Source organism: Novosphingobium clariflavum (assembly GCF_026420865.1).
GTDB lineage: Bacteria > Pseudomonadota > Alphaproteobacteria > Sphingomonadales > Sphingomonadaceae > Novosphingobium > Novosphingobium clariflavum.
Genome location: NZ_JAPCWC010000042.1, coordinates 1 through 19,749, shown reverse-complemented (window position 1 = coordinate 19,749; position 19,749 = coordinate 1). Strand labels below are relative to the sequence as shown.

Below are 19,749 nucleotides of genomic sequence, written 5' to 3'. Positions count from 1 at the left end.
GTAATTATATTATCTTATTTCTTTACAAAATTCACGGCAAATTCGGAACATGCCCACCTAATACATTACAGCATTCCTTTTAAATTATCAGGTTATGATTTAACCAATAAACCATGACAATGCCAAACCTCTCGACATAACGAATTTATAATTCACCGTTCGCCACCTCAGCGTCATTGCCTGACGTGGTTACCAATCGCGCGAGGCGCGGTACGATCCTGCCCTCCAGTCCGGCGATCAGTTCATAGATCACCGGGACGAGCACCAGCGAAAGCGCCGTGGACGTCAGGATGCCGCCGATGACGGCAATCGCCATCGGCTGGCGCGATTCCGAACCCTCGCTGATCGCGAGCGCCGTCGGCACCATGCCCGCGATCATCGCCACGGACGTCATGATGATCGGCCGCGTCCGCTGCGCGCAGGCTTCCATCAGGGCCTCGCGCATCGTCATGCCCGCTCGCTCGGCCTCGATGGCGAACTCCACCAGCAGGATCGAGTTCTTGGCGCAGAGGCCCATCAGCATCAGCAGGCCGATCAGTACCGGCATGTCGATGGCCAGCCCGCAAAGGCGCAGCGCCGCAAAGGCCCCCAGCAGGCTGAGCGGCAGGGCGCCCATGATGACCGCCGGCTTGAAGAAGCCGCGGAACAGCAGCACCAGCACGGTGTATGTCAGGCCAACCCCGGCAAACAGCGCAAGGATGAAGCCCACGAACATTTCCTGCATGATCTGCGTGGTGCCCTGCTGCGCCTCGTGAATGCCGGCGGGCAGCTTCTTCATCGTCGGCAATGTGCGCACGTCACGCATGGCCGATCCGATAGCCTCCCCAACCGCGAGATCCGCCTCCACACTCACCCGGCGTTCGCGGTTGTAGCGGACGATCTTGCCGGGGCCGGCCTGGAAGTGAATGTCGGCCACGCTTGCCAGCGGCGTGGTGTTGCCGTCCCTGGTGGGAACGCGCAGCTCTGAGATCGCGGACAGATTGTCGCGCATCGATTCCGGCAGCCGCACGCGGATCGGCAGGCGCTGTTCGCCTTCGGAGAACTTGGCGACACTGGCGTCGATATCGCCGATCGTGGCAATGCGCACCGCATTGGCGAGCGTCGCGGTATCGACATTGAGCCGTGCCGCTTCATCGGCACGGGGGGTGATCACCAGTTCCGGCCCGGGCGCCGAAGGGCTGGGCCGGGGATCGGCGATAGAGGGCAGTTTCCGCATGTCGCGCAGCAACTGCATCTGCGTCCGTTCCAGCGCCGGGCCATCGGCACCCGCGATCACGACCGAGACCGCCGCCTGTCCGAAGTTGCCCTGATTGTAGAAACGCGCCTCCGGTATCGCGCGAAGCACCGGGCCGATGCGGGACTGGAACTGTTCCGAGGATTCCGATCGGTCGTGCCGCAGCAGCACGGTCAGCGTGCCATCCTTGAGATCGGCTCCGCCGGCCATCATCCCGCCGCCCGTGGAGCCCACTTGCGCAAAGACGTTCTCCACGTCGGGCTCCTTCATCAGAACCCGTGTAGCCTGCTGGACCGCGCGCTCCATGTCGGATCGCGTGGCGCCGGGCGCCCCTTCGACGGCGATGTAGACGTAGTTGCGATCCTGCGTGGCCTGGAAGCCGATCTGGAGCGTCGCCGCGATCACCAGCGCCAGCACGAAGAACCCGAACCCGGCCAGACCGCAAAGCTTCGGCCGGGCCAGCGCCCAGCCCAGCGCCCGTTCATGCAGCGGATTCAGATGCGCGCCGGGAACGCCGTGGCTGCGCAAGTGATGAGGCTTCAGGAAATAGGCCGCCATCACCGGCGTCAGCAAGCGCGCGACGACGAGCGAGAAGGTGACGGCCGCCGCCACGGTCAGACCGAATTCCTTGAAGAACTGCCCAGCCTGCCCCGGCATCAGCGACACCGGCGCGAAGACGGCGATGATCGTGGCCGTCGTCGCGATCACAGCGAGGCCGATCGCGTCGGCACCGATCAGCGCGGCCCGATAAGGACTCTCCCCCTTCTCGATCCGCTTTTCGATATTCTCGATCTCGACGATGGCGTCATCGACCAGAATGCCGATCACCAGCGTCAGCGCCAGCAGGGTGATGCCGTTCAGGCTGAACCCCATCGCCGCCATGTAGATGAAGGTCGGCACCAACGAGAGCGGCATGGCCGTTGCCGCAATCGCGGTGGCCCGCCAATCGCGCAGGAACAGGAAGACGACGACGATCGCCAGGATCACGCCCTCCACCAGCACGTCGATCGTCGCGTGGAAGCTGCGGCGGGTCAGATCGGCAGTGGAGACGGTCTTGTCGAACGTCACGTCCGGATGCGCTTTCGTCAGTTGCGTCAGTGCGCGGTCGACGCCGTCGGCAACGGTGACGTCGCTCGCCTCACTGGTTTTGGAGACCTGCACCGCGACCACCGGCCGACCGTCCAGCCGCGCGAACCCGCGCACCTCCCCCTGCCCGTCGCCCACTTCCGCAATGTCGGAAAGACGCACGAAACGGCCCTGAACGGGGATCGACAGCTTGCGGATTTGCGCCACGTCCTCGGCCGAACCGATCACGCGCACCGTCTGCTCCACATTGCCGACATTGGCGCGGCCGCCCGGTGCATCGGTATGGAACGAAGCGAGTGCCGAATTGACCTGCGCGCTGGTGACGCCAAGGCCTGCCATGCGCTCCGGATCGAGGATTACCGTGATTTCCCGCTCGGCACCGCCGATGCGCGAGATCTGCCCCACGCCCTTTTCGGCCTGGAGGACACGCGTCACCTCGTTGTCTATGAACCACGCAAGCTGCGTATCGGTCATGTTCGGTGCAGACACCGCGTAAGTCACGATCGGTGCGCTATCCAGATCGATGCGCTGCACGGTGGGCGGATCGATCCCGGTCGGCAGTTCGACGCGGGTGCGCTCCACCGTGGTGCGCACGTCATCGGTCGCCTTCTGCAGATCGCTGCCGAGTTCGAATTCCAGCGATGTGACGGAAGTGCCCAAGGTGACCGTGGACGAGATGTTCTTGATCCCGGGAACACCGGTCAGCGCATTCTCGATCGGCCGCGTGATCTGGTTTTCCATTTCCGTGGGCGCCGCGCCGCTCTGGGTGACGGTCACCGTCACGATCGGCAGGTTGACGTTGGGGAACTGCTTCACCGGCATCCGCACGTAGGCGATCACGCCGGAGATCGTCAGCAGGATGAAAAGCAGCGAGACGGGGATCGGATTGCGGATCGCCCAGGCAGAAATGCGCAAGTTCACTTGGCTTCTCCGACGATGCGCACCTTGTCGCCATCAAGCGTGAATGCGGCCCCCTTCACGGCGACTTGCGCGCCTTCGGCAGGGCCGCTGCGAAGCTCCACGAAGCCATCCGCATGACGCCCGGTCTGGATCGTCCGGCGATGGACGCGCACGTCCTTGTCCAGTTCCATCACGCTGGCGCCATCGGCATCGTAGCGCACCGCGGACTCCGGTAGCGCGGGGACGGTCACGGGTCGCACGAAGGTGGCCTTGGCAAAGCCGCCCTGACGCAGTTCGGGATCGACCGGCAGGGCGATGCGGGCGATTACCAGACCCGTGTTGGTATCCACCCGCTCGCCGATCAGCCGTACCTTGCCTTCCAGCTTGCGGCCTGAGGCCAGCACGACTTGCGCCGGATCGCCCAGCTTGATCGCGACCGCTTCCACTTCGGGCAGTTCGGCATAGAGTTCCAGCAGGCGGCCGCGCGCCATGGTGAACAGGGCGGTGCCGGTGCTGGAGGTCTCGCCCGGCCGCGCGGTGCGTTCGAGGACAAGGCCCGCTGCCGGCGCGCGGATCACCATATGCGCCTGCCGCACCAGCAGATCCTTGAGCTGCGCCTGGGTGGCCGCGCGGGCCGCCGCGCTGTTGCGGGCGGCAAACTTGCGGCTGGCAATCGCCTCGTTCGACAACACGCCCTGGTTTTCGAGGCCGTTGACGCGGCCGGCTTCCTGCCGTGCCTGCTCCAGCGTGACGTCCTGCTGCGCCAGCGTCGCACGAAGCTGCGCGATCTGCGAGACCAGCAGGCTGTCGTCGAGTTCCGCTAGCGGCTGCCCGGCGCGAACCACGGCGCCTTCCTCCACCAGAACGCGGGCGATACGATAGCCGGTGAGGTCGGCGGAAACCGCCATTTCCTCACGCGGGACAAGCCTGCCCGATGCAGTGAGGCCGCCCACCATCTGCTGCATCCGCACGCGTGCAATCGTTACCGCTTGCGGCGGCAGCGGCTTCTTTTCGGCGTCGTGCTGCTTGCAGCCGGCAAGCGGCATCGCCCCCGCAACCGCTGCGATCGCGGCGAGCCTGAAAATCGACGACTTCATTGCTGCGCTCCTTGCGCGTTGATCTGTGAATTGCGCGATCGCGGCATGTCTTGCGCGGCATCCCAGCCGCCGCCCAGCGCGCGGACGACCGAGACCGTGCCGGTCAGCAACGCCAACCGCCCCTGATCGCGCGCGGCGCGCGCCTGAAGCCAGGTCTGTTCGCTCTGCAACAGCGTCGTGAGATCGGTGAGGCCCGCGCCATAGCCCCGGATCGCACTGTCGTAGGCCGAGCGGGAACGGCGCTCGGCCGTCTCCAGGTCGCCGATCCGCGAGCGATTGGCGTTCAGCCGGACCAGCGCGTTTGCCGCCTCCCCGAAGGCGTTCTGCACGGCCTGCTCGTACGTGACGACAGCCTGCTGCCCCTGCGCCTCGCTAACGCGCAACTGCGCCATCAGCCGCGACCGATCGAGCAGCGGAACCGTCAGCCCCGCCGCCAGCGACCAGAGGCCGGTTCCTCCCGCCAGCGCACCGGTCGCTGCCGTAAGGCCGACGCCAGGATTGAGATCGAAGCGCGGGAACAGCGCCAGCCGGTTGATCTTCACGCCCAAGCCCGCGGATTCAACGCCAAGCCCGGCCGCCAGCACATCGGGCCGGCGAGCCAACAACAAGCCGGGCGTAACCGGCGGCAAAGCCGGCGCCGGATCGAGCCGCGCCGCGATCGGCAAGTCCTCCGTCGGCGCATTCGGCGTTCCGACCAGGATCAGCAACGACCGCTTGCTGGCCTGAAGTTCGGCTTCAAGTCGTATCGCTTCCGCCTGTGCGGTGGCGAGATCGGATTCCAGCCGATCGGCATCCTGCCCGGAGGTCAGCCCGCGCGCCGCGCCCAGCCTGCCGGTGCCTGCGAGCTTCTGCGATACCGCGAGGCGTTCGCGCGCCGTCGCCAGGTCGATCGCCGCGCTCCGCGCCTGAAACAGCGAAGTGGCCACATCCGCCGCCAACGCCAGACGCGCACCATGGTAGTCGAGCGTGGACGAGGCATATTGCACATCGGCCTGCTGGCGCGTGGCGGACAGGCGGCCGAACAGGTCGATCTCCCAACTGGGATAGAACGTCGCCTGATAGGTATCGTCGCCCGGAGAATTGGCGCCCTGCCCCCAAAGGCGGCGCGTGCCCTGTTCAGTCGCGGTGGCTGAAAGGCTCCCTGTCGGTAGTGTGCCTGCCCTGGTGACCGAACGACTAGCCCGCGCCTCCGCCAGACGCGCATAGGCAAGCCGCGCGGTAGTGCTGCGCGCCAGCGCGGTGTCGATAAGCCCGGTCAATTGCGCGTCGTTGAACGCCAGCCACCAGCGATCGAGCGAGAGTTCGGGCAAGCTCTGGCTGGTCGCCCCAGCAGCCTCGAACGCTTGAGGCACGGCGACGACAGGGGCGGGAAGCCGCACCTGCGGCGCGCATCCCGCCAATAGCAGGGAGGTTAGCGACACGCCCGCCGCCGCCCCGATTTCCCTTCTGAACCATCTGGGCTTCATTGTGCGGACCTTGCCTTCGATTCCCGACCTTCCAGGCGCTGCGGTAACAAGGCACTTTAAAATATACAACACTGTTTCTTTAATGCGTAGCGCCTCCCCCCAAATACCGCTATGCCGCTATCCGAAAGGGCGACACGGAATGACGAGCAAGACGAGTGGCGAGCAACGGACCAAGGGCAGACCCAGTCTGGAAGAGGCAGCGGAAATCGATCGCGCAATCCGCGAAGCGGCCTTGCGCGAGCTGTTCGAGAAGGGGGAAGCAGCCTCGTTGAACGCCGTCGCCCAAGCGGCCGGGCTGTCGCGCAAGACGGTCTACGCGCGCTATTCCAGCAAGTCCGAACTGTTCATCGCGGCGGTTCGCGAAATGCTGGCCGGCGTCGGATCGATGACCGTCGACACGTCCGGATCGCTTGAACAGCGGATCGTCTCTTACGCCCGTACCGCCGCCCAGTTGCTCGACAAGCCGCATGCGCGTGCCTTCCAGCGCGCACTCTCGCTCAATCCGGACATGATCGGGGAACTCCACCAGGAACTCATTGCCGCATCGAAGACTATCTTCTTCGAACCGATTGCGGCCATTCTTCTGGAGGCGCAGCAAGACGGCGAAATCCAGCCGGGTATCGATTGCGCGCGCGTAGCCAAGCTGATCATGGATTCGACGATCTTCTCGAAGCAATCGCTGCTACCCGGCGGCGAGCGCCTGACCGACCGTGACGAGGATGCGAAGCTGATTGCCCAGGTCATATGCAGGGGCATCGTCTGCACATGAGTTGCCTGAACTGGTGCCGGTTTTCTGGACAGGGTGTTAAGCTAATCCCGACCTGATGGACTGGAACGAGGACGACGAGGAAGCGCTACAGCGCCGATTTCAAAGCCAAGGTCGCGCTGAAAGCGATCCGGGGCTGGCGATGCGACCAAGGCCGTCAGCGAGGGCGAGGTCGAGGTCGAAAATGTCCAAAATGGCGAGACCACCTCGGAAGGCACTTGGGCAGCAAGCGCCAGGCACATCCCGCCGAAGCCAGATACATCAACGCGTTGGCCTCTACACGCATGTCCGTGCCGCGACGTCGTCCGCCCATCCTTACGGAGGGTGTAAATGCCGCCATGCTTTCAGCCCCATCCATTCCCTTGAAGGATGCTAAGCACTCGCTCAGTTTCACTGGACTCATTGTGCGATAGGCTATAGCACAACCGGTGACCTGAGGCAGCAAGCACTCAGGCATCACAGGGGAGGATTCATGATTGCATCGCGTGCTTTCGTGATTGGGCGAACGAGCCTGATCGTCCTGGCCAATTCAAATTCCGTTTATGCCCAAGAAAGACCTGCCGAGCCGCCCACCGAACTTCGCGCGGAAGACGTGATCATCGTGGAGGCAAGAAGACGCGACGAGAACCTTCAAGATGTCCCCTTGGTCGTCAATGCCGTCACATCCGATCAAATTGACAAATTGAACATTCGCGATTTCCGAGACATAACCGGCGTGGTGCCCGGACTTTCACTTACGTCGAACGCGAACGGGATCGGATCCAGTTCGTCGATGCGCGGCGTCAATCATGACGTCAACGTCAGCGGCAACAACGGAACGATCCAATACTATTACAATGATGCGCCGGTTGCTTCCAACCTTGTGCTTCAGGCCATGTACGACATTGGCCAGATCGAGGTGCTGCGCGGCCCGCAAGGCACGTTGAGAGGAAAGGCAACGCCATCGGGATCGATCACGGTCGGCCTGCGCAAGCCCGATCTCTCTCAGCCAGGTGCCAATGTCAGCGTATCGGCCGGGTCCGCTTCGGCACGGAATCTCCAGGCTGCCATCAATGTGCCGATCATCGCCGATAAGCTCGGCGTTCGCATCGCCGGCCTCTATGATTATAATCGCGGGAACCGCGTCTACAGCATAAACAGCGATTCTGATCCAATGCGGAAGACACGCTCAATCCGCGCCAGTGCGCGTGCCGAGCCGACTGACTTCCTGAAGTTCGGCTTTGTATATCAGGCACTCCAGGTCAACGCGCTGCAGTTCGATCAGATGGAATCGACGGACCTGTTCAATCCTTCGTCCGTCCCGTCGTCGAATGCGAACGATTACGGTACCCTCACCCTTAAGGACAGGGCATCGGTGATGGCCTATCCACGCGATCTCGCGCAGAACTTCAAGTTCTATGGGTGGGATGCGGAGGCGGACTTGCTGGGCCAGAGCCTGATTTACGTCGGCGCACGCCAGACGACCACATTCCATGCCCTGACCCCTCAGGACACGACAAATTTCTTTTCCAGTCTTGCGCCAACCCAGCAGACCACAACGCGAGGGGAAGGCACGACACACGAAATCCGGCTGCAGAACCAGGAACGCATCGCCGGCATTTTCGATTGCGTCGTAGGCTACTTCCACAGTGACGGATCTTCGAACACTGTTAACATCAGCCCGTCTGTGCTGCGCTTTTACGGCAAAATTCCGCCATCCACCACATTCCCGCTGCCGGTTCCCCCGCGCGTCAACGACACGCCGATTTACCTCCCGCCCGGCGGAGGAGAAACGGAAAGCTCGTTCTTCGGTAACGTCACCGTCCACCTTGGCGAAGGCACGGAACTGGCGGGTGGCCTGCGCCGGATCAAGTATGTCAACGATTCCACCGGCGTTTACATAAGCTGCACGCCCGAAAAATATGCAGCGGGGACCTGCGTCCAGACGCCGGGAACCGAAAACGATTCGCGCGTGCATAAGACAATCTACAACGCCACCGTTCGGCATCGCTTCAATGACAGCCTGATGGTCTATGCCGCCACCGGGTCATCATGGCGCCCGCCAGTCCGGGCGATCGGCGATTTCTCCGTCTCTTATTCCCCCAATGAAATCGAACATACCGCATTCGGATCGGAAACATCCAAATCCTATGAACTCGGCTTCAAGTCCGACTGGTTGGATCACAGCCTCGCTTTCAACGTGACGGGCTACCACCAGAAGTTCAAAAATTATCCGTTCCGCGCCGGCACCGGTATCTACTATGTCAATGTCGATTCCACCGGCGCACTTACGCGGGGGCAATTCAATTTCATCAGCGCCGTGCCCGTCACCGTCAACGGTGTCGAAGCGGAGCTGTCCTACCGGCCGTCCAACCGTTTCAACCTTGCCTCCACGCTCAACTATTCGAAGAGCAAGATTGGCAACGCCATGGTTGCCTGTACCGACGCCCTCAACAACGCAACGGGCGCAGTCGGGTCGGACGGCATTCCCGACTCCGTCGTGCCAAGCCTTGCGCAGCTTCAGGCCGCCTATGGCACGGAACACCTGGCGGAATGCCCCTCATCGGGCGGATCGGCCACGTTTTTGCCACCCTGGAGCGGTTCCATCCAGGCAGAGTACACCATGCCGCTCACCGGGCGGGCAGACGGCTATCTGCGCGGGCTCCTGGCCTGGCGGGGTAAATCCCAGAACGATCCCGACAATCCCTTCGATAATGTCGGCGCCTACGGCCTGCTGAACCTGTTCGTTGGCCTGCGCGATCCTGGCGGTGCCTGGGAGCTTTCGTTCTACGGAAAGAACCTCACCAACATCACCAAACTGCTGTCACGCGACAGCAGCCCGCTCAGCACGGGAACGGTCGATATCCTGCTGGGGGCGCCGACTTTCACCACACCGGTAGGAACGGCCTCGTCCACGTTCACCAGCCGTTATACGAATGTGACCACCACCCCCGCCCGCGAATTCGGCGTGAATTTCCGGGTGGCTTTCGGGTCCCGATAAGATCGGCGTTCCCGGGGATGCGGCGCGGCAACCTCCCCGGGAACGACCGTCGTTCCACCCTGCAATTGTGCTGACGAGAATGCTATGAATATCGACAGAAGAACAATGATCTCAGCACTGGCGCTTTCAACAGGTGCGATGATCGCCCCCAAGGCCCTATCTGCCAAAACGTCTTTTAAAACGACCGCCAAATTCTTTGAGCGTACGGGGTTTCCCATCGGCCTGCAGCTTTACGCTTTGGGGGCCGATGCTGGAAAAGACCTCGACGCCACGTTTGCACAAGTCGCTGAGATCGGCTTCCGTGAAATCGAACTCCCCGGCCTCTTCGGCAAGACTCCAGCTGCTATCTCCCAGGCGGCTCAGCGGGCCGGCCTCAAGATCAACAGTGTCCACCTCCCTCTGGTGCCGGCGGGAATGCCGGGCCTGTCCATGGGAAGCGAGCCACAGCGAATTGCCGAAGACCTCGGTACTCTAGGCGCGCGCTGGGCGGTTGCTCCGCTTCTCATGCTGCCACCGGGGTTTCGGCCGCAGGCGGGCGAGACGATGGAGAATGCGATCTCACGCTCAGTCTCCGATGCTGGCACCGACGTCTGGAAGAAGACCGCAGCCGCCCTCAACGAGAAGGCAGCGGCCCTCAAGCCCGCAGGCATCGGAGTTGCCTATCACAACCACAACCTGGAGTTTGCACCGATCGGCAAGACCAACGGTTGGGAGATTCTCTGGCACGAAACCCAGCCGGACCTTGTATACTTCGAAGTGGATGTCGGCTGGGTCGCAGCGGCGGGACTGGATCCGGCAAAGTTCCTGAAATCGGCATCGGGGCGCGTACGCCTGGCCCATCTGAAGGACGTCGCGGCCGACAATGTGCCCGGTTATCGCATCACCATGAAGCCGGCGAATATGGCAACAGGGAAGCTCGACTTTTCCGCCATTCTCGCCGCAGCACGCAATGCCGGATGCCAACATTTCCTGTTCGAGCAGGAACCGCCATTCGCGATTCCCCGTATCGAAGCCGCCCGAGTGGCATTCGACTTTCTCAAGGAGGTGAAAGCGTGAGGATCGGGAAATATACCAGCGGAAAGCTGATGATGCGCATGGGCGTTGCGCTACTCGTTGGCGCAGCGGCCCTCTCCCCGCTGTCAGCGGCGCCAGCGGATGCGATCAGGACGCGGGTTGCAGGTTTCCGTGACCTTGGCGCTTCCTTCAAGTCGCTGAACGACGCACTGCGCAAGGGCGATGCCAATCCCGCCGTCATAACCCAGGCAACGCGGCGCATTCGTGACATCTCCCGCGCGCAGTATGGATGGTTCCCCAGAGGATCCGGCCCTGCCTCGGGCATGAAGACGGCGGCCAAGCCGCAAATATGGGCGGATGCCGCAAAATTCAAAGCCGCGCAGGATGCCTTTGCCGCACAGGCTCAAGCCGTGGATGCCGCTGCCAATTCCGGGAACACTGCCGCATTGCAAGCACAGGCCCGGCGCCTCGGCGCCGTCTGTAAATCCTGCCACGACAGTTTCCGCAGCAGCGACGACTGAACGCAACGACGAACCTTGGGGCCTTCCCGATGACGATGAGCACAAGACGAAGCATCCTTGCCCTGATGTCAGCCTTTGCCGCAACCACGCTGCTGGGCAAAGTTTCCGCGCAGTCGCCAACGGCCTGTGCGGATCCTGCGACGCTTCCCCTCTCCCAGCGCAGCCGGCGACGGGCATTGGGCTATACTTCGCCATCCACCGACGCTCAAAAGCATTGCAGCTTGTGCGCCTTCTTCACCTCCACCGGGGTTGGATGCGGAACCTGCCAGATGCTCTCAGGCGGAACGGTCGAAGCAACTGCGGTCTGCACCTCGTTTGCGAAAAAGGCCTGACTGCGATGAAGCCGACAGTGCGGGTTTGGGACCTGCCGATCCGCCTAGGACACTGGATCATGGTCGCCCTTTTCGTGCTTTCCTGGTGGAGCGCCGAACAGCGCATGATGGACTGGCACTATCGCTTCGGATTGGCCTGGGTGGCGCTCGTCGGCTTTCGCCTGATTTGGGGGATCATCGGATCCAGCACCTCGCGCTTCGGCAGCTTCGTGCGCGGCCCCAAAACCGTGATGGCTTATTTGCGAGGCAAGGGCCGACACCGGATAGGCCATAATCCGGTCGGCGCCTACAGCGTGATAGCCATGCTGCTCGCTCTCACCGTTCAAGTCGCGAGCGGCCTATTCTCAACCGATACTGATGGCCTGGAATCCGGTCCGCTATCGTTCCTGGTCTCGTTCGATGCTGCGCGGACCGCCGCCGAGATTCATGCGTGGAGCTTCAATATCCTGCTTGGACTGATCGCTCTGCACATTGCGGCCATCATCGCCTACCGTATTTTCGGCGGCCGCAATCTGGTGGCACCGATGATTTCAGGCCGCACAATCCAACCTTGCGAACGCGAGGCCGGCATGGTGCCTGCGGGACTGCCGAGATTTACCGCAGCAGTGCTTATCGCGGGAGGCCTTGCATGGGAAATCGGGCGGGGATTTGGTCTTTAGCCATAAGCCCGATCGCCTTGACGCCCCCCATTGGCTGGCTTTCTCGGGTCTGTGAGGTTAACACTCACCGCAATGACATCGAACAGAAGAATTGGCACCGAAAGCTCCGACACGCGCCGCCAGCTGCTCATCGCCGCTGGCGAACTCATGCGCGAAGAAGGCTATGCAGAGGTTACTTCGCGCAAACTGGCCCAGCGCGCCGGGCTCAAACCTCAGTTGGTGCATTACTATTTCCGGACGATGGGGGATCTTTTCGAGGCGCTGTTCAAGTTCTCCACCGAGCGGTATCTCGCTCAGCTTGATCGGATCGCGACGGAGAAGGCCCCTCTGGCCCGGCTCTTCGAACTGAACAGCGACCCGGCCGGCGCGACCATGCAACTTGAGTTTCTTGCCCTAGCGAACCACCGCAAGGAAATGCATGAACTGATCGCGGCGTTCGGCCAGGAACTGAACACCCGGGTCGCGACCATAGTGCGTGCCGAATTTGCCGATCAAGGGGCGCTTTTTCCCAACGTCACCCCGGAAGAGATCGCCGCCATTCTGGAAGCGGTCGCGCGTGGGCTGGCATTTTCGGGCCGCTTTAACGAGGATCGGTTCGCCGGCACTCGCAAAGTGGTATCGACATGGCTGCAAGCGGTTGCAACCAATCCGCGCCCATGACCGCACCTGCCGGGAATTGAGCATCAAGCCCATCATGTCGGTTTCTTCGGCTCCCTGTAGAGGTCGTGGCACTGCTTGCACGGCAAGGCATCGATCATAAGCGCCGTCACGCCCGCCATGTTTCCGGATTCTCCCGCTTTCGCCATCGCCTCACTGTTGCGTGCGAAATCCTCCATCCGCTTCATGAAGTCGGCGTTGTTCGACCATACCTCCGGCTTGCTTCGGCCACCCGGAACCTTGTCGCGAAAGCTGCCGAGCGAATCCTTTGCGCCATCGGCCAGGGCGCGGGTCACCTTCGCAAGTTGATCGCGCGGCTGGCTTCCCGCGACGATGCCTCCCAGAGTTTCACTGTCTTTCGCCAGTTGCTGCATGATCTGCTGCCTTTCGAAAATGATCGCCTCGGCGTCATCTCCGGCGGCAGCCGTCGTTGGAACAGCTGAACCAGCCTCGGCCGCAGCGCCGTGTGCACCTTCAGATGCGGCAAGAATCGACACAGACAGCAAGGCCAGTGCGGCCAACAGGGCGCCGCGCGAAACCGAAGGCTGCAATTTCATTCTCTTCCCCTCCTTCCATCGGGCGCATTTTCGCGCCCCCTTGATCGCTTGACGATACCGTAATCGACGCGCTAAGCAACTGCTCAGCAATCGAGAGCTGCCGGATTTGCCGCCGCTTCGAATTCGCTGCGCGAACCGGCGTAACGACCGGACGTGAAATGGGAGGCCCGGCTTGAAATCAGGTCACGGAAATGATTCCACCACCGAAACCCTGCGCCGGCACAGCCCGCTCGGACGGCGCCTGATCGCCAGCTCTGCATGGGTCACGGCCATCGTGCTCACTGCGGTTGGCGCAGCCGGCCTCACATCCTCGGAACGCGTCACGGCACAAGCCGGCAGCAGTGCTGAAGCCAGCGGCACGGAGCCCGGTTTCCGGCGCCTGAGCGAAGCTCAATACACCCGCGCCATCGAGCAGGCATTCGGGCCAGGGATCAAGGTGCCGGGACGTTTCGAGCCGCCCTTGCGCGAAGCGGGCCTGCTCGCGGTGGGCGCAAGCCATGTCACTGTCACCCCGTCCGGCGTGGAGCAGTACGAACTGAGGGCAAGGGAGATCGCCGCCCAGGTACTCGCGCCGGAGCGAACCGAAACACGGATTCCCTGCAAGGCCGCGACGACGCCCCAGTTCGATCGCAACTGCGCTTCCGGGTTCTTCGCGGATTACGGCCGCCAACTCTATCGCCGCCCGCTTGAGGACGGCGAGATGAATTCGCTGCTGACGCTGGCCGCCGAGGCCACGCGAATTTCGGGCAGCTTTCGCAAGGGCCTGGAAATCGGCCTTGCGCGGATACTGATCTCCCCCAACTTCGTGTTCCGGGTTGAAAGAGCCGTGCCTGACCCGGCGCGCCCCGGTGCCATGCGCCTTGACGATTATTCGCTGGCAACCCGGGTGAGCTTCCTCCTGTGGGATGCGCCGCCCGACCAGGAATTGCTCGATGCCGCCGGACGCGGCGATCTTTCAAAGCCTGAGCTGCTGGCAAAGCAGGTCGACCGGCTGCTTGCCTCTCCGCGATATGAAGTGGGCGTACGCGCGTTCTTTTCGGACATGCTGGGATACGATCAGTTTCAGGGACTGGCCAAGGATCAGGCCCTCTACCCCAAGTTCAATTCCGATCTCGCCAACGACGCCCGCGAACAGACGCTGCGCACGATCGTGCAGCTGCTGATCACCGACGACGGGGATTACCGCGATCTTTTCACCACCCGCAAAACCTTCATGAACCGCTCGCTTGGCGCCCTCTACAAGGTACCGGTCAGCGTCGACGGCATGGGCGGGTGGGCCCCCTATACCTTCCCGGAGAACAGTCATCGCCGCGGCATTCTCAGCCTTGCCGGCTTCCTGATGCTTGACCCGACGCATGAAGGTCGCAGTTCGCCGACCATCCGGGAAAAATCGATCCGCGAGCAGCTGCTGTGCCAGCCCGTCCCCCAGCCGCCGCCCAACGTGGACTTCGCGATCGTGCAGGATGTGTCCAATCCCCTGTACAAGACCGCCAGACAGCGACTGACGGTGCACCAGGAAAATCCGGCCTGTGCGGGATGCCATGCCCTTACCGATCCGATCGGCCTTTCGATCGAGAATTACGACGCCATCGGCAACTTCCGCAGCCACGAGAATGAGGCGCAGATCGACGCCAGCGGTACATTCGACGGCAAGCCCTATGTCGGCCTAGGCGGTCTTTCGCAGGCGCTGCACGACAGCCCCGATGTCCCCAGTTGCCTCGTGCAGCGCATGTACGAATACGGGATCGGGCGGGAAGCGGCTCCGCAGGATGCTGCATGGCTGGAACAGGCGGCCACCCGCTTCGGCGCCGACCAATATCGCCTGCCTGGCCTCATGCGGCGGATCGCGACCAGCTCCGCGCTTGGCACCGTCCGCACCGCTTCGGCAGGTACGAAACTCGTAGCCGCGAAATAATCTGGATCACGCAGGAGCAAGGCGATGACCGACTGGAACAGACGCAAGGTTCTTAGAGGCATTCTACGCGGTTCGGCCGTTGCGGTTGGCCTGCCGCTTCTGGACATCTTCCTGGACAGCAAGGGCGAGGCGCTCGCCACCGGCGCCCCGATCCCCGTGCGTTTCGGCACCTGGTTCTGGGGATGCGGCGTCAATACCGCGCGCTGGTTCCCCGACAAGTTGGGGCACGGCTACGATCTCAAGGCGGAGCTGAAGCCGATCGAGCCCTATCGCGACAAGGTAAGCGTCTTTTCCAAGTTCAACTGCATCCTCGATGGCAAACCCAACCTCGTCCATTGGTCGGGCGTCATGGGGACGCTCTCCGGCTGCGCGCCGCTCAAGGGCGGCGTGTCGGGGGGAACGGCGGAAATGCCCACTCTCGACTGTCTCGTTGCCGACCATATCGGCAAGTCGACGCGGTTCAGGTCGCTCGAACTTGCCTGCACGGGCCAGTCGAGCGTCAGCTACAGCATGCGCGCAGGTTCGACCGTCAACCCAAGCGAGGTCGATCCGGTGCTGTTCTATCGCCGCCTGTTCGGACCTGAATTCCAGAATCCCAACAAGGCCGAATTTCGTCCCGATCCCGAGATCATGTTGCGGCAGAGCGTCCTCAGTTCCGTGAAAGAGGAACGCGACGACCTTGTGAGGACACTGGGAAGTTCCGATCGGCAACGCGTGGACCAATACTTCACATCGGTGCGTCAGGTCGAACAACAACTCGGCCAACTTCTGGAAAAGCCGCTTCCGGCGGAAGCCTGCGTCGTCGCTGCGGAGCCCTCCAAGGGGGAACTGGGCCCGACCTGGGACATGGCGACGCGCAGCCACGATCTGCTGGGTCAATTGCTTGTCATGGCGCTTGCCTGCAACCAGACGCGGGTATTCAGCATGGCCCTGTCGAACGCCGGTTCAAACTTGCGCAAGGCCGGCGAACCAGTGTCGTTCCACGAACTGACCCACGAGGAACCAGTGGACGAAAAGCTCGGCTATCAGCCGCAGGCGACGTTCTTCATCGAACGCAGCATGGATGTCTTCGCCAGCATGCTGAAGATGATGGACGGCGTGAAGGAAGGCGATGGTACTTTGCTTGACCACAGCCTGGTCCTTGCCACCTCTGAAAGCAACTTCGCCAAGATCCACTCGGTCGACAATCTTCCCATTCTTGTCGCAGGTAAGGCAGGCGGAAAGTGGAAATCCGGCCAGCATATCAGCGGAAACGGCGACCCCAGCTCTCGCGTGGGCCTGACGATCCAGCAGGTTCTGGGCATGCCGGTGACCAGTTGGGGGGACGGCGCCATGCACACGGCCACTCCGATTTCGGAGGTGATGGCATGAGTGCAAGACCCCTTCTTGCCGCCGCCCTGATCGTGTTGTGCGGCGCGGCGACCAGTCCGGCCCCGGAAGTCCACGCTGCTCCACAAGGGACGGCACCGGGTGCCGCCAGCTCTGGAGACGTAAACGGGATGATGGTGGGGCCTGCGCTTTACGTCTCCGATCCGGCGGCCTCCGCCCGTTTCTATACCGAAGGCCTGGGCATGAAGGTCCGCTTGCGGTTCGGTCCGCCGGATCGTCCCGACCAACTGGTGGGTTACGGCGCCGGGATGACCCAGCCTTCGATCATGCTGCTCAGCGAAAAGGCGGGATCGATTGCTCGTATCGAGCACGGTCACGGCTTTGATCGCATCGCCTTCCAGATTTCCGGGCTTGAACAGATCGCGGCACGGCTTCGCAAGGCGGGATATCAACCGGGCCCGATCGAAAAGGCGCATGGGACGATGCAAGTGATGATGGTCACCGATCCCGATGGATACCGGCTCGAACTGGTCGATCCCGCTCCGGCAGGGCCACCACCCACTGGAGCTGATGTCGGCCGGAAGGAGGCGCGTTAGGATGGGCAAGTTTTCGATCCGTCGCCCATCATCTGCCACCTCCGCCTGGAGAAGGTCGGCTTTCTGCGCTGGGCTTCTGGCCGGCATCGTCGGGCTTTGCATTTCGCAGCCTGCGGCCGCCTATTACATTGGCCCCAGTTATCTGAAAGTGCCGGGCATCAAGGGCGCTGCGAAATCCAAGGCCCACAAGGGCTGGGTGAGAGCGGAAGCAAGCTATTGGGGGGATCGTCCCGGCTTGCGCGAAATCCGGGGGATCAGCGGCAAGGAAAGCGGCCTCAAGTTCTCAGGTCCGATGACGCCGGCAAACGGCCCGTCATCACTGTCGCTTGCCATCGACAAGGCCAATCCCGCCCTGCCCGGGCTGATGGCGCTCTGCCGCGCAGGCTCGGCGGTCAAGGAACTCGTCTTTGCCGAATCTTCGGAAATGGAGCGACACCCCCAGGAGCATGGACCGCGTCCTGCCGATGTACCCGAATTCTACGAATACGCCCTGCGCAACGTCCGGCTGACGTGCCCGGTTGTCGCCGACGCGCCCGAGCAGGCGTTCGGACTGCATTTCGAAGCGATCGAATGGCTCAACTACAAGCCGCAGCCCGAACCGCGCCCCTTGACGACGGTTGCCGCCAATCTGCCAGCCGCGCCCCGTAGCGGCCAGACCCGTGCATTCGTCGTCTCATGGTTCGCGCCCGTCGCGGATGCCAATGCCAACCAGTGCCCGCAGATGAACCGCAAGCCCACCCAGGCCGAATACTATGCCTTGATGTCGCCGGAGCGGGCTGCTCAGCAGCATGCCGCACTGTCGGGCAAAGGAGGGGCCAATACCACGGTGCTGCCCTTCAGGGGGCCGGACGAAATGAACGTGACGATGCTGCCTGGCATCGTTGCCGATCCGGGCTTCGTATCGCCAGTTGCCGACGTCGTTCGCGGCTTCGATCTGGATGGGGATGACGGGTCGGGACCGGCCCCGTCGCGCACCCGAGCGCACCGGAATTTCACCTCACCCGATGGCCGCAAGGGCATCGACAACCAGCTATTCGTGATTCAGGGTTGCATCGAAGGTTGGCGGCGCAATGGCTTCCTGCCGATGATCGGCAATGAACTGCGCCGCGCGGGCGGCTTGTCGATCCTCGTGGAAATCAGCGGCATCGATAACGACCAGAACGATAACGACGTGGCCGTCACCATACTCTACAGCGCCGACCCGATGCGGCGCGACGGCACATCGAAGACCGTACTGCCTGACTACACGTTCCGTGCCAACGAAGATCCGGAGTTCACGCAGGACTTTGCCCGTTTCAAGGCGCGGATAGTCAATGGTGTCGTCATAACAGATAAGTTGGAACGCATCGTCATGCACGAGGGACCGGCGACGACTTGGAGCCTGCATTCCGCCCGCATGCGCATCGAGTTCGGGAAAAACGGTGAAATGTCTGCCACGCTGGGTGGCTACCGCGATTGGCGCGAGTATCTCGCGGCCGCTTTCTTCCGTTCTTCGGATTACGAAAACACGATCGGGTTCAATACGACGGCTATGTACAATGCCGTTCGCCGGGCGGCCGATGGTCTGAAAGATCCGGCCACGGGCGAATTCGAAGGCTTATCGGCCGCCTATGAAATGGAAGGCGTGCCCGCTTTTCTGCCCCCGGAGCAGGAGGCTCGGCTAGCTGCCGGCGGCCGTTTCACCTCGAGGGAGCATTTGGCAACCAATCCATAGCCGCCTTTCAAGAACCGCCTGCCCTCATTGTCATTTGACAGGCGAAGCATACCAAATGACAATGAGGGGCAAAGCTGGACGATGTCGTCAAATCACGTCTTGTACAGCACCGGATCGGGTGGCCTGCCCGCTCTGCATCGACCAACCCAACACGCGGCGGGAATAGAGATCAATCACGACGGCCTGATCAGCAAAGCCCTCCAGGGTGCGGATCTAGGCCGTAAACTCGTAAACGGCACCATCGAGGCGTCCAAATGGCGAACATATCGGGCCGAAGCGGCCGCCGGGCGGGCTGGTTGCCCGTCCAAGGGCGGTTCGGTTCGAGATGGAAGCCATTTGGACGCCCCTTCGGGGTTTGACCAAAATGGTCCATCGCTGCGTCAGGAAGTCTAGAAATATCGACATATTCCGTCGCCTTCCTTCCTTACGCTGAACCATTTTGCCTCAAAACCTCGATGGTGCCGTTTATGAGTTTACGGCCTAGGCGGCGTGGACACCAAAATCCAATGTCCGGAAGCGGTCCGTCCAACATTCCGGCAACTCGCGACCAGAATTGGCCGTTCGCGACAGCACTCCTTACTGTCTGGTTCTGGCAGAAACTGCCGATCGGACGCCAGTTGCGCCGCGTTTATTCTACCAAATTAAAATGGCGCGCGGTGGATACAAGATAAAGTGCCAGGTGAGCGATGGCGACACGCTCGGCGTCCAGATCTTCCCTGACTTACAGTGTCAAGGCGTTGAGGCCGGATCAGTCGGCCCGCGTCGCCGCGAAAAGAGGTGAACTCGGGACGGCACCGATACCGAGCCAGCGCAACCTGCGCCACGCAGGTTCCACGCCCCCCCCCCCCCCCCCCCCCCCGCCTCCCCCAAGTCCCCCCCCCCCCCCCCCCCCCCCCCCCCCCCCCCCCCCCCGCCCCCGCCCCCCC

General features: G+C 62.4%; 15 protein-coding genes and 1 pseudogene. 11 read left to right on the top strand and 5 right to left on the bottom strand.

What is annotated here, in order from left to right; translation table 11 throughout:
• Positions 1 to 145: 145 nt before the first annotated feature.
• Genes OKA11_RS22975 through OKA11_RS22965 form a run of 3 tightly spaced genes read right to left on the bottom strand, consistent with a single transcriptional unit; the run spans position 146 to position 5,738 of the window.
• Positions 146 to 3,241, bottom strand: a complete 3,096-nt coding sequence (locus tag OKA11_RS22975; protein WP_267224709.1) for an efflux RND transporter permease subunit — start codon at positions 3,239 to 3,241, stop codon at positions 146 to 148.
• Positions 3,238 to 4,317 carry an efflux RND transporter periplasmic adaptor subunit gene (locus tag OKA11_RS22970; RefSeq protein ID WP_267224707.1) on the bottom strand — a complete coding sequence of 360 codons (1,080 nt, stop codon included), beginning with the start codon at positions 4,315 to 4,317 and terminating at the stop codon, positions 3,238 to 3,240. Before OKA11_RS22970 ends, OKA11_RS22975 begins: the two co-directional genes overlap by 4 nt.
• Positions 4,314 to 5,738 (bottom strand): TolC family protein, encoded by a 1,425-nt coding sequence (locus OKA11_RS22965; RefSeq protein WP_267224705.1) that lies wholly within the window; start codon positions 5,736 to 5,738, stop codon positions 4,314 to 4,316. The genes OKA11_RS22970 and OKA11_RS22965 overlap by 4 nt, the downstream gene beginning before the upstream one ends.
• Before the next feature lie 127 nt (positions 5,739 to 5,865).
• Here OKA11_RS22965 and OKA11_RS22960 point away from each other — a divergent pair, with 127 nt between their 5' ends.
• The gene (locus OKA11_RS22960; RefSeq protein ID WP_267224703.1) at positions 5,866 to 6,552 is read left to right on the top strand and encodes a TetR/AcrR family transcriptional regulator; all 687 of its coding nucleotides are present in this window, start codon (positions 5,866 to 5,868) and stop codon (positions 6,550 to 6,552) included.
• Positions 6,553 to 6,706: 154 nt separating this feature from the next.
• Here OKA11_RS22960 and OKA11_RS22955 read toward each other — a convergent pair.
• A pseudogene (locus tag OKA11_RS22955) lies at positions 6,707 to 6,865 on the bottom strand (transposase); the annotation flags it as partial.
• A 156-nt stretch (positions 6,866 to 7,021) separates the two neighbouring features.
• Here OKA11_RS22955 and OKA11_RS22950 point away from each other — a divergent pair.
• The 6 genes from OKA11_RS22950 to OKA11_RS22925 all read left to right on the top strand — a co-directional run bounded on the left by OKA11_RS22950 (position 7,022) and on the right by OKA11_RS22925 (position 12,715).
• Positions 7,022 to 9,529, top strand: a complete 2,508-nt coding sequence (locus OKA11_RS22950) for a TonB-dependent receptor (RefSeq protein ID WP_267224701.1) — start codon at positions 7,022 to 7,024, stop codon at positions 9,527 to 9,529.
• A gap of 84 nt (positions 9,530 to 9,613) precedes the next feature.
• Positions 9,614 to 10,585: a sugar phosphate isomerase/epimerase family protein gene (locus OKA11_RS22945; RefSeq protein ID WP_267224699.1), complete on the top strand. Its 972-nt coding sequence runs from the start codon at positions 9,614 to 9,616 to the stop codon at positions 10,583 to 10,585.
• Positions 10,586 to 10,614: 29 nt separating this feature from the next.
• Complete coding sequence (locus tag OKA11_RS22940; protein WP_267224697.1) at positions 10,615 to 11,064, top strand: c-type cytochrome; 450 nt, start codon at positions 10,615 to 10,617, stop codon at positions 11,062 to 11,064.
• A 29-nt stretch (positions 11,065 to 11,093) separates the two neighbouring features.
• Positions 11,094 to 11,396 carry a high-potential iron-sulfur protein gene (locus tag OKA11_RS22935; RefSeq protein ID WP_323748337.1) on the top strand — a complete coding sequence of 101 codons (303 nt, stop codon included), beginning with the start codon at positions 11,094 to 11,096 and terminating at the stop codon, positions 11,394 to 11,396.
• A gap of 5 nt (positions 11,397 to 11,401) precedes the next feature.
• The gene (locus OKA11_RS22930; RefSeq protein WP_267224695.1) at positions 11,402 to 12,055 is read left to right on the top strand and encodes a cytochrome b/b6 domain-containing protein; all 654 of its coding nucleotides are present in this window, start codon (positions 11,402 to 11,404) and stop codon (positions 12,053 to 12,055) included.
• A gap of 72 nt (positions 12,056 to 12,127) precedes the next feature.
• Positions 12,128 to 12,715, top strand: coding sequence for a TetR/AcrR family transcriptional regulator (locus OKA11_RS22925; protein ID WP_267224693.1), 588 nt, complete (start codon positions 12,128 to 12,130; stop codon positions 12,713 to 12,715).
• A gap of 32 nt (positions 12,716 to 12,747) precedes the next feature.
• Here the strand turns inward: OKA11_RS22925 and OKA11_RS22920 are convergent, their stop codons facing one another.
• Positions 12,748 to 13,269, bottom strand: coding sequence for a c-type cytochrome (locus OKA11_RS22920; protein ID WP_267224691.1), 522 nt, complete (start codon positions 13,267 to 13,269; stop codon positions 12,748 to 12,750).
• 172 nt (positions 13,270 to 13,441) lie between these two features.
• On the opposite strand from OKA11_RS22920, the gene OKA11_RS22915 reads away from it, so the two are divergent.
• From OKA11_RS22915 to OKA11_RS22900, 4 genes are read left to right on the top strand one after another with little or no spacing between them, the layout of a single operon-like run.
• On the top strand, positions 13,442 to 15,184 hold the full coding sequence (locus OKA11_RS22915; RefSeq protein ID WP_267224689.1) for a DUF1592 domain-containing protein: 1,743 nt from the start codon (positions 13,442 to 13,444) through the stop codon (positions 15,182 to 15,184).
• Positions 15,185 to 15,208: 24 nt separating this feature from the next.
• Positions 15,209 to 16,555, top strand: a complete 1,347-nt coding sequence (locus OKA11_RS22910) for a DUF1552 domain-containing protein (RefSeq protein WP_267224687.1) — start codon at positions 15,209 to 15,211, stop codon at positions 16,553 to 16,555.
• Positions 16,552 to 17,109, top strand: coding sequence for a VOC family protein (locus tag OKA11_RS22905; protein ID WP_267224685.1), 558 nt, complete (start codon positions 16,552 to 16,554; stop codon positions 17,107 to 17,109). The genes OKA11_RS22910 and OKA11_RS22905 overlap by 4 nt, the downstream gene beginning before the upstream one ends.
• 1 nt (position 17,110) lies before the next feature.
• Positions 17,111 to 18,823, top strand: a complete 1,713-nt coding sequence (locus OKA11_RS22900; protein ID WP_267224683.1) for an Hcp family type VI secretion system effector — start codon at positions 17,111 to 17,113, stop codon at positions 18,821 to 18,823.
• Positions 18,824 to 19,749: the final 926 nt, after the last annotated feature.